9 protein-coding genes are annotated in these 15,131 nt (G+C 40.5%); 2 read left to right on the top strand and 7 right to left on the bottom strand.

All coding sequences use genetic code 11. The features are described 5' to 3' along the window. The gene (locus G7058_RS09815; protein ID WP_166063374.1) at positions 1 to 789 is read right to left on the bottom strand and encodes an SDR family oxidoreductase; all 789 of its coding nucleotides are present in this window, start codon (positions 787 to 789) and stop codon (positions 1 to 3) included. An 83-nt stretch (positions 790 to 872) separates the two neighbouring features. Between G7058_RS09815 and G7058_RS09810 the strand changes: the two genes are divergently transcribed. Both G7058_RS09810 and G7058_RS09805 read left to right on the top strand, forming a co-directional pair. After that, entirely contained in the window at positions 873 to 2,015 is a 1,143-nt protein-coding gene (locus G7058_RS09810; RefSeq protein ID WP_166063373.1) for an exonuclease SbcCD subunit D, read from the top strand. Beyond that, complete coding sequence (locus G7058_RS09805) at positions 2,002 to 5,061, top strand: AAA family ATPase (protein WP_166063372.1); 3,060 nt, start codon at positions 2,002 to 2,004, stop codon at positions 5,059 to 5,061. Before G7058_RS09810 ends, G7058_RS09805 begins: the two co-directional genes overlap by 14 nt. A gap of 516 nt (positions 5,062 to 5,577) precedes the next feature. Here G7058_RS09805 and G7058_RS09800 read toward each other — a convergent pair. The 6 genes from G7058_RS09800 to G7058_RS09775 form a co-directional block, all read right to left on the bottom strand. Further along, positions 5,578 to 5,988, bottom strand: coding sequence for a universal stress protein (locus G7058_RS09800; protein ID WP_166063371.1), 411 nt, complete (start codon positions 5,986 to 5,988; stop codon positions 5,578 to 5,580). An 83-nt stretch (positions 5,989 to 6,071) separates the two neighbouring features. Beyond that, on the bottom strand, positions 6,072 to 7,202 hold the full coding sequence (locus G7058_RS09795) for a PfkB family carbohydrate kinase (RefSeq protein ID WP_166063370.1): 1,131 nt from the start codon (positions 7,200 to 7,202) through the stop codon (positions 6,072 to 6,074). Between the two features lie 45 nt (positions 7,203 to 7,247). Further along, positions 7,248 to 7,739: a tetratricopeptide repeat protein gene (locus tag G7058_RS09790; RefSeq protein WP_166063369.1), complete on the bottom strand. Its 492-nt coding sequence runs from the start codon at positions 7,737 to 7,739 to the stop codon at positions 7,248 to 7,250. 82 nt (positions 7,740 to 7,821) lie between these two features. Further along, the gene (locus tag G7058_RS09785; RefSeq protein WP_166063368.1) at positions 7,822 to 8,841 is read right to left on the bottom strand and encodes a class C sortase; all 1,020 of its coding nucleotides are present in this window, start codon (positions 8,839 to 8,841) and stop codon (positions 7,822 to 7,824) included. Beyond that, positions 8,838 to 9,695, bottom strand: a complete 858-nt coding sequence (locus G7058_RS09780) for a class C sortase (protein ID WP_166063367.1) — start codon at positions 9,693 to 9,695, stop codon at positions 8,838 to 8,840. The genes G7058_RS09785 and G7058_RS09780 overlap by 4 nt, the downstream gene beginning before the upstream one ends. Positions 9,696 to 9,785: 90 nt before the next feature. Then, a complete protein-coding gene (locus G7058_RS09775) occupies positions 9,786 to 14,966 on the bottom strand; it encodes a SpaH/EbpB family LPXTG-anchored major pilin (RefSeq protein WP_166063366.1) in 5,181 nt (1,726 codons plus the stop codon). Positions 14,967 to 15,131: the final 165 nt, after the last annotated feature.

The following is a 15,131-nucleotide window of genomic DNA, read 5'->3' as shown; positions in this document are numbered from 1 at the left end:
TTAACTAATTACTTTTGCCATACCACCGTCAACCAAAATCGTTGATCCGGTAATATATGTATTTGTATCTGAAAGTAAAAATGTGACGGCTTTACCAAATTCCTCTGGTCTTCCTACACGACCCAACGGAATTCTTGCAGCTGTTTCTTTCTCAATTTCTTCCACTGACATATTCCGCTTCTTGGCTCTGTCTTTATTTAATTCGTCGATTCTGCCAGTGCCTATTGTTCCTGGCGCTGCCACGTTTACGAGAATATTATAGGGACCGAGTTCCTCAGCCAATGATTTCGATAAGCCTACAATTCCATTTCTAAATGTGTTGGAAAGGATTAAATTTGTAATAGGCGTTTTCACCGACATTGAGGCAACATTTACGATTCTTCCGCCCTCTTTTTTCAAATCGGGTAAGACTTCACGAATAATGCGAACATAACTCAATAAGTTTAACTCAAATGATTGCTGCCATTCCTCGTCATTAAAGTCTTCGAACCCGCCACTTGGTGGTCCGCCTGCATTATTTAACAAAATATGAATCGTACCTAAACGTTCCTGCGTTTCTTTTACGAGTGCTTTTATTTCCTCTGGTTTGGTTATATCACAGGGAAAATAGGTTACTCGCCCTTCACCTAATAACTCCAGTTCAGCTTGAACCTTACGTAACGCGTCTTCACTGCGACTCGTTAACATAACATTCGCACCCTCTTTGACGAGTTCAGTTGCCACTGCCTTACCTAAGCCTTGACTGGACGCAATAATAAGTGCATTTTTTCCTTTTAATCCTAAATCCACTAAAACCCCTCCTTTTCCGAACAAACGTTTGTTATAATAAATGAAAAGTACTAATTTCATTTTAGCATAAAGGAGTGATGAAAGTGCGAGTATTGCATACAGCGGACTGGCATTTAGGTAAAATCGTAAATGAATTTTCGATGATTGAAGATCAACGGCATGCTTTAGAACAGCTCGTTGAAGCCGTAAAAACACAAAATATTGATGCCGTTATTATGGCGGGAGACTTGTACGACCGCTCACTTCCCCCCAAAGAAGCTGTCGCTTTGGCAGACGAAGTGTTGACACAGATTGTTAACGAACTGGGGATTCCGGTATTGGCTATTGCCGGTAACCACGACAGCAGTGAGCGCCTGGAGTATGGCTCCCGTCTCTTTACTCAAAATAACCTATTTATCGAAGGAACCCTTAAACATGAAACGCGGAAAGTCAGGATTGACGGTGTAAATTTTTACCTGATGCCTTTTTCCGATCCAGCATTCGTTCGTGAAAAGATGCAACAACCAGATATCCGGACAATGGAAGATGCCGCGCGTTATCAAATTGAAGCGATTAAGAGTCAATGGAACCCTGCTGAATTAAATGTCCTGATTGCCCATGCGTACGTTATCAATGGTGATGTTGATTCAGTCGAAACATCTGATTCGGAACGTCCTCTCAGTATCGGAACCGCGGAATATATTCCCGTTGGCCTTTTGGAAGGGTTCGATTATGTTGCGCTGGGGCATTTACACAAGCCACAAAAAGTAAAAGAGGCGTTTATTCGTTACAGCGGTTCTTTGTTGAAATATTCAAAGTCAGAAGCAAATCATGTGAAGCAATTGACTGTTGTTGATTTACAAAAAAGCAGTGTGACACAAGAACCCTTCTATTTTGAGCCTTTACGCAACATGCGGGTTATTCGGGATTCCTTTGAGGCGTTACTCAAACAGCGGTCCGACGACTATATCTTTTTCGAACTGACCGACTCGGATATTATTTTCGACCCCATGAATCAATTGCGAAAGAAATTTCCCAATGCAATGGGATTAGAGTATGTCAATCGTCACGTCACGACGGTCACGGATATTGCTCTTAGTCAATCCGACTTGAAATCGAAAAAATTGCCGGATTTATTTGCTGATTTCTACGAAAATTATACCCATTCAACCTTGTCATCGGACAGCCGTTCTCTAATTGAACGCGAATTCAATGATGCGGAAAGGAGTACACATGAGACCCATTAAATTAGAAATGAATGCGTTCGGTCCTTATAAAGAAAAGACAGTTCTGGACTTTACAGAATTAAATAATCAAACACTTTTCCTAATCAGCGGCCCGACTGGTGCAGGTAAAACAACCCTTTTCGATGCTATTGCGTACGCTTTGTATGATGATGCGAGTGGAAATAGTCGTTCTAAAGAAGCCTTTAAATCGGACTTCGCTACGGATAACGATTTTTGTTATGTGGCTTTTACCTTTGAAGTAAATGGTAAAGAGTATTACATCCGTCGAAATCCCGCACAAAAAGCACCTGGCAAACGCGGCATTATTGACCACGGATCAGCCGTTGAATTTCATCACGACGGAAATGTAACGACCAAAATTTCCGACGCAAATAAAGAAATCATTGCGCTACTGGCTCTTTCTTATGACCAGTTTAAGCAGATTGTGATGTTACCCCAAGGCGAGTTTAAGCATTTATTAGAATCAGATAGTAAAGATAAAGAAGCTATTTTTCGAAATATTTTTGGCACGCAAGTCATACTGAAATTTCAGGAAAACCTCAAAGTAAAAGTTTCGAAACTAACGAAAGATGTTGCCAGTAATCAATCAGAATTAAAAGCTTCTTATCAATTCTTGAATTCTCTCGAAGATGCTCTCCTTCATAGTTACTGCGATGAGGAAGATACAGAAGCAGTATTGGATCGTTTAGGCGAACTAAATAAAGAGTTACTTACTGAAGCTTCCAACATTCAAAAGAAAATCGAAGAAACAACCCTCTCCATGCGAAAATACGAAAACCATTGGGAGCACACAGAAAAATTGCAAACTCTGACTGCTAGATCTGAGGAATTAGCCTTAGAGGCAGCCCACTATAAAGCATTGGAAAGTCAGATTATTCAATTTGAAAAAGCACAGGATTGCTTGGACGCCAAAGGGGATTTCCAAAAAGAAGTCGCGGCGAAAACGGAACTAGATACAATGTTACGCGAAACGCAAGAGAAATTCACAGGCTATCAAGTTAATTTGAACGACAAACTCGCAACATTCGAAACGATGGAAGCTGATTACAAGCAACTGCCGGAATGGCGGCAACTGTTGGATACACGTAATAAACAGTTGGAAGTCTTTGAACAGATTCAAAAACTTGAAAAAGAAATTGCGCGGCTGCTCGAAAGCCAAACCGAAAATCAAGAAAAAGCAACTGTACTAAGAATGACGGATACCCAGCTGGCCGATGACCTCACTGACTTTCTGGCACAACTTGAAGAAAGCCAGTTGGCCCAGGCTCGTGTAACTGTCAGTAAGGATAAGTTACACGAACTTCAAACAACCCATTCCCTATCAAAACAACTCATCGATCAGTTGGATAGAATGGCTGGACTCATTTCTGCTCATACCCAGGCTCTTACAGAAATGCAACAAGCAGAAACCGAAGCCCTTGAGAAAAATACATTATTGATGGCGTCTCGCCGTCTCTTCAATCAAAATATGGCCGGCATTTTGGCTGACAATCTAAATCCCGGTGACGAATGTCCCGTGTGTGGATCTCTTTCACACCCAACACTAGCAACTAAAATTTCTAAAGCTCCTTCAGAGGATGAACTTGAACAGATTCAAAAAGAAAGTACTGCTTCTGACAGATCTTTTACGCAGAAATCGGAGCACGTGCGGAGCATCAACCTTCAGATTACTGACTTAGAAATACAGACGGGGGTTACCCGAGATGGTCTAGCTGCAGCGTACGAAAGTAAAATGACTGAGTACGAGGAAATGACAGCAGAAATTGCGCACACGTCTAAAGAACTTCAAACTTCCGAATTAGTAGCAGCACTTTCGGATGCGAGAGGCAAGCAAGTCAGTGCCGTTCAAGATGAGAGAAGTACTATCCAGCTGAAGCTGAAAGAATTGGAAACATTCTATCAAGCAAGGATGGAACAAATTACGACGCAAATGAGCGCGTTAGAAACTTTGAAAGGTAAAGTGAATGATTTAGAAGTGGATTCGGTTCGTGAAGAGGCGGACAATTATCAAGCTAAAATTGTCTACACGGAAAAAGCCTTCCCAGTTGTAAAACAAGAAGTGAATGACATCGAAAAACAGATTGCTCTTTCAAAAAACTCGCAGGAGTCATTGGACCAGCAGTTAGGTGTTGCGGATAAACGAATGACCCAAGCTAAACAGCGATTAGATGAAAAATTAGTCGAAGCACAGTTGGGTGAAGATTTCGAGGAACATTTACTGCCCTCTCATACTGTGGCCAAAGCGAAAAAAGAGTTGGTAAACTACATGGATGAGTGTAAAATTACGCAACGAAATCGCGAAGAACAAGAAAAAATTGTGGCTGCTTTCCCGGAACAATTAAGTAGTGATGCTGTCCAAGAACGAATTACGGCACTAAAAGCCGAACTGCTTCAATTGGATGCGGCCAGCAAGAAAATATCCAATGACTGTCAGACTGTGAAACACGGCGAAGACACTATCAAATGTATTTTCAATAAAGGAAAAGCTGTCTTGAAGGAATACGGCCAAGTAAAGCGCCTCTCCGACATTGCCAATGGACAGTCCGTTGAGACCGGCAGACTCTCGTTTGAACGGTATGTCATGGCTATTTATTATGAAGAGATCGTTCATGCCGCAAACTTACGTCTTATTCAAATGACAGACAATCGGTACTTATTGAAACGCTCCACTCGTGAAGCGAAAGGTGCTGGCGCCAAAGGTCTTGAATTAGATGTCTTCGATCACTTCACCGGTCAGACGCGGAGTGTTAAAACACTATCAGGCGGTGAAAGTTTCAAAGCATCCTTAGCATTGGCGTTAGGTTTGAGCGATGTCATGCAACAACAAAGTGGAGGGATACAGATTGATACCCTCTTTATCGATGAAGGCTTCGGGACTTTGGATGCTGAATCATTGGAACAAGCAATCCAGACGCTGTCAGAACTCAATGCCAATGGTCGCATGGTTGGGATTATCTCTCATGTTGAGGAACTAAAAACGCGCATTCCCGCTCATATTAAAGTGACCCACTCTTCTTCGGGTAGCAAGGCTACGATTAGTGTCTGATTTATTTTGAGTGAGCGGTTTACAATGCAAACTACATAAAAACACGTAATGGAAATTATGAACTGTCCTCTGTCAAGAAGACAGTTAAGTAAACAAAATAGTTTGTGCCATGTATGATAATTTTCATGCATGGCATTTTTTGTAGTTTAGGATTTTATAAGTTTCTGAGGGAACGTCATTCATTGTGTAGACGTGCAAAGGTCAGTAAAAAAGGCCAACTCGCACTATTTTCGCAAATGGCTCACTCAGAGCGTTAAATCAGTTTGAGTGAGCTGTTATTTTGAAAAGAGCTCACTCAGAACGTTAAATCGGTTTGAGTGAGCTATTATTTTGAAAATGGCTCACTCAGAGCGTTAAATCGGTTTGAGTGAGCTATTTAGTTTATTTGTTCTAATTTACTAACTGTAATGAAAGTTCTTCGGTTGTATGTTTACGGTTCGAACGCATAAAAAATCCCCCTAAAGTAGTCTTTTACTTTAGGGGAGCATATCATAAAGATTTCTATTACGTGTTATTTTATTTAGCGATTAAGACGTCGCAACGTGCATGTTTTGTAACATAGCTGGTAATGGAGCCGATGACCATTTTGGCAATATTACCTTTTCCTGTGGCGCCCATAATAATTAAATCAATATTCCAGTTTTTTACAAGTTCTTCAGCAATTAATTTCTTAGCACTTCCGAATTTTACGTATTTCTCAATCAGCTGGTTTTCACGTTTTGCATAGGTCTCCAATGCTGAGAAAAATTCCTCACGATTGCGATCAATTTGCTCAGCTTCATTGGGTTTGTCTGCCTTGTCTACAACGGTTACGAGGTGTAAAACTGCATCATTTCGTTTGGCAATATGAACGGCCTTCTTAAAGGCTTGAATAGATGACTCTGAACCATCGACAGGTACCATAATGTGTTCGTACTTCGGTTTCATCTGTATATCCGCTCCTTCCAAAATGAATTGAAAACGCTCTCTACACCTTCATTGTACTGTAGAACAGCTGAAATGTAAAAGACCTAGATTTCTAATTTTTTAAATTCGATATCACCAAAAGCTTTAATATCTTTTTCTAGTGTTGCTTGGGTTAAATCCTCGCGAACCTTGTTAACGGACTTGGCTGTCATAGCCGCATTTACTATCCCGGTCATCATCACATCGACTAGATTTTTAGTATGAAGATAACGATAAATAATTCCAGCTATTAATGCCTCGTGGGTTCCCCACACATAATGTTGAGAATCTTTATTTTGGAGATCAAATCTGACCAAACCGTGTTTATGACTACCGTAATCAATGCTACGACTGCGATCTGAAATAACAACATGTTCTGCTCCCATTTCTAAGTAACGTTGAATCGCTTCAACCGCTTGCTCATCCGTCGCAATAGTCATCTCGAGCAATAATTCCGCCTCTTCACGACTTGTAACAAAAAGATTCACACCTTTTAAATCATCCGGAATATTGTGTGCCTTTAAAGCCGAAACCGTTACAAGCGAAACAGGTGTCTTATTCTTGAAAGCAAAATCCATGATTGCTTCCGTAGTGTTTTTTGGAACATTATTATCAATAATAATTGCTTTCGCTTGTTTCAATAATGATAAGCGTTTTGCCAACCAATTCGGAGACATTTTATCGTAAATGTCCATTTCTGAAAGCGCCAATGCCACTTCGCCGTTTTCATCGACTACTTCTGTATAGGCACCCGTTGTAGCACCTGAAACCGTATCGATTTCATTGATTTTAACAAATGACCCCATGTAGTCCCTAATTGCTTCTGCTTCAATATCGTCTCCGACTACGCTTAATAAGACCACATCTTCTTGTAAGCGACCCAAGTTTTCCGAAATACTCAACGCAACGCCACCACATGTCGTCCGAGACGTAACATTTTTTGATGCACGATGAACAAGTTCACCGTCCACAAAAAAGCGTCTGTCAGTTGCTGCAGCACCGATACATACAATTGGTCTAGTCTCATTCACCACATAGGCCTTACCTAATAAGTAACCTCTTTTAACTAGTCCCGAGATAATATTCGCTACTGCAGGTCGTGATAGTCCGATTTTATCAGCCAACGCCTGTTGGGATATAAACGGATCTTTCTTAATATACGTAAAAACTTTTGACTCTTTCTCATTCAATGCCATATGACATACCCCTTCTCAACAAAAATATACCCAAACATAAAAATGTCATACTTTATTCGCTTTCTCACTGTACAGTGTAGCCTGTTTCAATACTTCTTTTAATTTATTTTCTTTATCCCACAACTTGTATAGTTTAGCAGCTTCATAATAAGCGGCTGCCAGCCCTTCGTAATCATCGGGAACCTGTTTCTTACGGTAACGAATTTCTTCTTTAATGAGAACCTCTGTCGCTTCATAGTCTCCAGACTCCCGCATAAGAACTACTAACTGCTGATACATTTCTAGTTCATGAGGAATATTCATGACTTTTTCTGCATTTATGCGTCCTTCTTCAAAGCATCTCTTTGCCCCATCATAATTTTTCTGAGCTGCATAATTAATACCTAAGCCATAGACGACAAGTTGATAAAGTTTATTTTCTTTATCATCAAATAAATACAAGGCTTCAAGAAATAATGTTTCGGCAGATTCGAAATCTCCCGCTTCGTGCAAGGTTAGTGCCCGATGCACTAAATCTTGGATTTTTTCGATCAACATATTCTCACCCGTCCTGATTACCTTTACATCAATTTTACATGATTAGTAATTTTAAGTAAACCGAACGCGAGGGTTATATGACTCATTTTCCGCGTAAATGAAACAAATTTCGGATAAGTAAACAAAATGCTATAAAAATTGCAATCATACTCAATAAAACAATCCCTCTATTTAATAGTAAATTTCTTTTTACCGGTGCTAGAATTGTCTCACTATTGAATTTGAATGTAACAGCGACGAATGATTTGACTCTATTTATCGGTGTGAGTGACTCTCTCTTTTGCTCTTGGACGGTTGGTTGTTCAGATACAGAAGTGGGTTCATCTGAGACTATTTCTTGCCCTTCTTCAGCAATGACCTCCCTTTGAGTAACAACAGATGCAAAGGTAGGTGCAACCGCCGTGGTCGGTACTCTTTTGGCATGAACGAGTAGACGTTTGTCATTAATCATATAAGGATGACACGTTAATAAGGTTAATAAATCCTGTTCTTTCTCAAATCCAAGACTGGAAGGATCGTCTGCTTCGACAACTTGATTGCCGGTTACTTCATAAGTTAAAGTCTTTTTCAAAATGGTTATGAGGATTTTATCACCTGGGACCAATAAATCAATGTGACGGAAATAATTAGCTCTCGCGTATCCTCTATGAGCAGAAATGACGGAATGAGTACCCTCTCCTCCTACTGGCAAAGAAGTTCCGGCCACTGTCGCAGCTCCCAACGCTAAATGCTCATTTGTTGCGCCGTTATAAATCGGTAACTGTTCGCCTATCTTGGGAATATAAATAGAACCGATTACGCCATCTGGGAATAATTTTTTAGTTACTTCATATTCAACGGGAGCTACTTCCACTATAAAAGGATCGTTATAAATCGGCACTTCAGAAACGGCTTGTGAACTTTCAGTTTGTGGATTTGAGTTAATCTGTTCCAATGTTTCCATGTATATATTTAAATCCTGCTCCGGATATACCTCAACAACTTCAGTGTACGATTGGAGTTGTGTAGCTGTCTGAAGTTCATTTAGCAAAATTCGAAATTGTGGTACACCAATAATGAGGACACCGATAATAAAAAGGATGAGTGACACATTTTTTTTCATGTCTTCTCACCCTCTTTCTTCCTTCTTTGCCAAATAACTACGCTTCCGACCAGGATTACTATGCCACCAACAAATATCCAGATGAGGATGGGTCCTTTTTCATCGACAGTTGTAATAATTTTTTGAGTTGGTGTGAGTGGTTCCGGTTCTTTCGTCGCATCCAAGGTAATACGCGCGCCTCTAACCAGTATCCGATGTGTATTTATCATATAAGGTGTACAGGTGATCAGCGTAACCAAATCGCGATCATCCATAATTTTCAATGTTTCCGTTTCGTGTGGTAAGACCGTTTCAACGCTCTCGACTTCATAAGCTAAGGTTCCTGCTAATGAATGGATATAAAAAATATCACCAATCTTCATTTCATCCAAATCAGTGAAAAGTTTGGATTCAGGAAGTCCGCGATGCCCCGTTAAAGCAGCATGCGTTCCCGCACCACCGACTGGCATGGAGCTTTTTTCTAAAAGCCCGATTCCTTTTTGGAGAATATAATCGGTTGTTCCATTATAAATCGGAACGTTCACAGAAATCTTAGGAATTGCAATATAACCGATAGGATCGCCTAATTTCTCACTACTCTTATCCTTTAGTGTCTCGGTCGCAGCCTCGTTTGTCTCAAATGGATCCTCGTACACCACTGTGTTGTCTATTAGTGATTTATTATATTCGGCTATGCGAGCCATTTCGATTTTCTTAATCTCTTTACTCATCTCGGATTGTTGACGATTATACGATAAGATGATCTGATACTGGGATATTTTTGCATAAATTTGTGTAAGGTTAGGATACATAAAAATACCTAAGCCCAATAAAAATATAAGCCCCATCAGCCATTTTTTTCGTTCCTTTTTCATAGAAACACCCCATTAACTATGCTCACCCAAGGGGCCGGCAGACCAGCCCCTTGGGTGAACAGATGATTACTCATCCGTTCACCTCTGGTATTATTCTTTTTCTTCTTTCTTGTATAGTTTAACTGCACCAGCCATCAAACCTACACCTGCGATGGTAAAGAGGATTGTACCCATTCCACCTGTACTTGGAAGATCAATTCTTGGTCGGTTTTGAATAGGAACTGTCGCTTCCGCATTATAGGTATTCGCAGTAACATCAAATTCAAAATCAGTACCAGGGAGCATGTGTCCAGGAAGAGCGACACGTTCTTCTAGGTAATAGGTTCCAAATGATAGTCCCTCAATCTTGAATGTTCCATCTGTTAACGATGTGAGAGTAAACGGAGTATCAGTAGCTGTACTCCAAGAACGATCTGCTTGTAAGTATTCTTTATCATCACCGTTCATACGATATACCCAGAATTGCGCACCACTAAAGTCTTCCAAATCTTGTCGTGTGGATGTCTTATCGAACATCGCACCACCAGTTTGGGTAAATGGTGGCTCTTCCATTGTTTTAGAATCAATTTCGGATCCATTGTCAAAGTCGAGTACAAAGTTATTAGGAATTTCTTGACCCATTAAAGCTGTTTCATTAATTTTGGTATTAAACGAAATCTTCAAATTATCGCCTGCATATTCTGCTAATTTTTCAAGGTCAAAATCAATGATGAGCGTACCGCCACTTGTTGTAGTTGGTTCAGTAATGGTTGCCAATCCGGTTACAGGTAAACCGTCGATTGAAATTTCTACGTTACCCACATAGTCCAGACGAGAATCTAGCGTATCTGTAAATTTATACATTGTATAGTCTTCAATATTCATAGGGAGACGAACATCAATGTTCCAGTTGACGATTTCACCCAAGTTTGCTGAGAAGTCATCGTTATCATCATCTGTATTTGTTTTTTCCGGTTCAGTGATGATGTAGTTCATAAGTGGGGTTTCAGCATTATTAGCATGAACAGTGGCGTTATTATCATTCAAAGTGGTGTCATGATCAGCGTTTGTAATAGCAACCGGAAATTCCGTACTATCTAATCCATATGCACCGCCAACCGAAATTTCTTTTACATAATAGGAGCCTGTTTCATAACCATCGCCATCGTTTGTAAAAATAACTTTACCATTTGCCGAAAGCGTTTCTTCCTCTAACAATGCATCCGTCTCGGCATCATAAAGACCAAATGTTGCTGTTGCTCCTTCTTCTTCTTCGAATGCTTTGTAGAAATCAACAGTTGCCAATACTAAACGGTTTTTCGGATAAACATGAACGGGATTTAACCATCCTGTACCAGCCGCATTGGTCATCGGTACGTCAACCAAGAAATTCGGACTATTGTAGTTGACACCATGTGGTAGAGTATCCACATCTTCAACTACTAAGTAACGTCCCATAGGCAAGTCTTCGAATGTCAATAATCCACCAGCCGTTGTAATTCCAGTGTCAGATGGAGCACCCACAGGAGTAGTTTTACTCGTTTCGTCGTCTGCTACTTTATAAATATCAAAGGTGACACCAGCCAAACCAGATGTATTTGGAATAGTTATCTCTGTTCCATCATGATTTTCAATGTTAGGAATTTCTTGCCCATTGAACTGTAGTTTATGAATCACTAAATCAGCGGTAGTTGGTTTTCCGGATGGTGGTCCTGGTGCTGTCTCAACCGCAGCAATCGGACGTATTGCACCCATCATTACAATTAAAGCCATTAACAACGTGGTAAAAATCTTCGTGATACGATTCATTTTATTTCTCCCCTTTCGATCTGTTTGACTGAAGGAAATACCGGCTACAAGCATGAGTCCTACTCCAATTAATGTGAATAGAATTGTGCCTGGCCCGCCTGTGCTAGGTAACGTTTGCATGCGCTTATTAGTAACTGTAATCGTAACGTGCGGATTTGTTTGATTTTCTTCAGTAATGGTGATTATCCAAGTTTGATCAGTTAATTCATAACCATCGGGTGCCTTCGTTTCTACCAACGTGTAAGTGCCAAAAGGTAAATTGTTAAAACTTAGAACACCGTCTACTGTTATTCCCGTTAATTCGTTTCCTTGAATATCTTTCGCTACGGTTCCATCTGCCTCTTGCAATTCAAATTCTGCACCATCCAAGAGTGTTTCATTTTCTCCTAGTTTGGTAATAGTCAACGAGCCAATCTTCAAAGTATTTGTAATTTCATAGTCTGCTACTACTGATTCATAATTTGCAACGGGTACTTCTTTGATGGTGTACTCATACTCTTCTCCTTGTGCATTAAAACGAGGAAGATCAGTAAAAGTTCCCTTCCATAATCCGTCTAGACCTTGAGTAAGAGTTAAATCTTTTCCGATCATATATGTGCTATTTTGATAAATTTGAACAACTACTTCTGTTGGTCGCGCATTCAAATCATTATCATTATCAACCCAGAATTTTTGGACAGGTATCGATATCGTGGCAATTTTATTCACGATAACCAACGGATTACTTGGAATTACCGTTTGAGTTGCATCCGTAACTGTAACGGTTACCTGGCCACCAGTAGATTCTACTACCACCGTATATATTGTAGAATCCAATACATAGCCATTAGGGGCAATGGTTTCTTTCAAGGTATACGTTCCTTTACCTAGCCCAGTAAAGGTGGCGATTCCCGTATTGCCGGTCGTTACAATGAGATCCTGAGAACCTGATTTGGACAATATGAACGTAGCCGGATTATTGAGTATCAGTTTGCCTTCTTCATCTTTCTTATGAATGATGAGCTGTCCAGTTTTAATTTTTACAGTAATATAACCTGTAATTGTACAGCCTTCAGCATCAGTCACGACAACTCGGTAAGTAGTTTCAGATGTTGGGGTAAATGTTGGGTTACGATCCGTGGAAAGAACTGTTGTTTGATTTCCTAAGTACCACGCGTAAGTATATTGGCCTGTCCCACCCGTGATATTTAAATAGTTATTAGCTGCAGGATCTGTTCCCATGCCAAGTTGGATAGAATCTCCCAACAAGATTTCAGCGTTTGTCGTTGTAATTTCCAGGATTCGCGGTACATGAACGGATGGTACAGGGAATGTCAATTTTTGATTTGGATTATTATCGACATCCGTGTAAGTCAATTCTGCAACTTTGTTCGTTGGTAATTTGACTGTGACATCCTCACTACCAATAACGGAATCTTTCGCTTTAACTTTATAGGTTAAGGTCGGATTGCCTGATAGCGTGCCGATATTCCATGTAATGGTACGCGTTGCAGCGTCATACGTAGCTCCCGCTGGAAGCGATCCAGCAACGAGATCAAAATCGTCACCAATGACATCCGTCACGACCCCATTTGTACCGTAGTTATTGATCTGAGTATAAATGGAATTAAATATTGTTTGGAGTTGCGCAGCTGTTGGGGCTTCGTAAAAACCAGCATTTTGTGTTTGGTTCAAGAAGTAACGTGCTGCGGTAAGTTCGTCACCAGTCATTCCCGTGGTTAAACCAATTGAGAAGAGGCTACCGTAATTTTTGAGGTTCGTTGCTGCATTGATGGCATTCGTATAATGAATCGTATTCGGGTTGGTTGACTCATTATATTGATAACCAATACTTGCAGTAGGGAGACCATCTGTAAATAGAATGGCAACCTTCTTAGAGGTAGGATTTTGAGGATTTGCATTTGTGAAAGCATTGTATCCCGCGATTAATCCCGCTTGAGTATTTGTACCATTCACTGGATTGAGTCCATTAATAGCATTGGAAACATTGTTGATGTTATTAGTGAAGTTTTGAGTCAACGATGCCTGGTTTTGGTTACCAGAACCAGTGGTCGTAGATGGGCCGTCATATTGTACGACTGCGACACGGTTGCTAGTATTTGCTGCGAGGACCATACCAGAAAAGGTAATGGCCGCCTCTTTTAATGCGTCCATACGTGATTTCGCCGTCAATTGATAGAAACGCTTCGCAACAGGTGAATTGGACTGGGTCGATCCGGCTAAACTATCATCACCTGTCGCGGACCAAGAGACATAACGTCTGTTTCCAGATGATACATATTGCCAGTTTCCATAGTTATATGAAACTCTGATATAGTTGCCATTTACTCTTACATAGTAGTATGTATTAGTAGATGGGCTACTTGTGATTGCCGAATAGCTATCAGACATACTTCCTGATTTGTCGAGGATTAATACGACGTCCACTGGTTTAACTGGCGGAACACCGGTTATATCAAGGGTGACTTCGTATGTTCGACAGCCTTCGCATGCTTCAGCAGTTTTATTCACTGATACGCTTCCTGGAACGCTGGTTGTACGTAGCATTCTACTTACTGGAATAAAAGGAATCGGAAACGTATTGGAAATGTATGACTTTGGAACGGGTTCTGCGATAGTAGGATCAAAGGTTTCCTCTTCTAGTTCTGTTACCTCTTCTGACTCTATTTCTTCTTGTGGTTCTGGTTTAACTTCTGGTTGTGGTTTTGGTTCTTCTGGGGATGCAAGGGGTGGATGAATGACCTCATTAGGTTTTTCTTCCGGCGCGGATGATTCCTGCTCAGGAATATCTTCAGATTCAGCTACCTCTTGGGACGGCTGCTCTTCAATTATTTCACTGGCGGATTCCTCTTCGGCTGGGGGTAAGGACTCTTCGGAAGTCACTTCTTCCTCTGGAGCACTTGTAATTATTTCGGAAGATTCTTGTTCAACTTGATTTAGGGGTTGGGGAACTACAAAGTTGAGTTTTTTTACTAATGGGGATGTTTGAATCGTGGCTAATGAGGTTTCATCACCTACTACTTGAACAAGCATGTTGAGTGAAAATTCATAATCTGTGGAATCTGCAATTGCAGTTGAAAATGTGAGGATAGCGGTATCCCCTTCTAAAGTGGGATCCGTTGCTTTTATGAGGGTTATATTATCTTTCGTTTCAGAAAAAAGAGGTGCACTTAGATTAATCGGTGTCTGTAAGCCGCTTTCTAAAATGTCGATTTCAAATTGCAGATAGGTCGGTATCGGTGTCGGATCTTTATTTAAGGTCACTGTCCAATCAATTTTCTGCGCTTCTGGATCATGGACCGCCTGTACGGTGGCAAACCCGTCTGGACCTTCGTATAAAACGGCATCAACAATACGGTTATCTGTTGATGCTGCTGCGTATGTAGTCAGACTTCCAACAAATCCTAAAAGTGTTGGTACTAACATTACGAAGCTCATCATCCAAACAAGTAATTTGTCCAGATAGCGAATACGGTTATCCATATTCATTCCTCCTCTGTTACACAAGAGAATAAGGTTAATTTCAACATGGCAAAGTTAATAGTTTGTGACGAAGAAAAAAGTATGTGAGAAATGAGTGGAGAATTGCGGATGCGCATAAAAGAGGTCAACAAATAAGAGGCGGAAATGCTTGAAGATGAAAAAAAT

The organism is Jeotgalibaca porci (genome assembly GCF_011299095.1).
Taxonomy (GTDB): domain Bacteria; phylum Bacillota; class Bacilli; order Lactobacillales; family Aerococcaceae; genus Jeotgalibaca; species Jeotgalibaca porci.
This window is presented reverse-complemented; position numbering and strand designations above follow the sequence as displayed.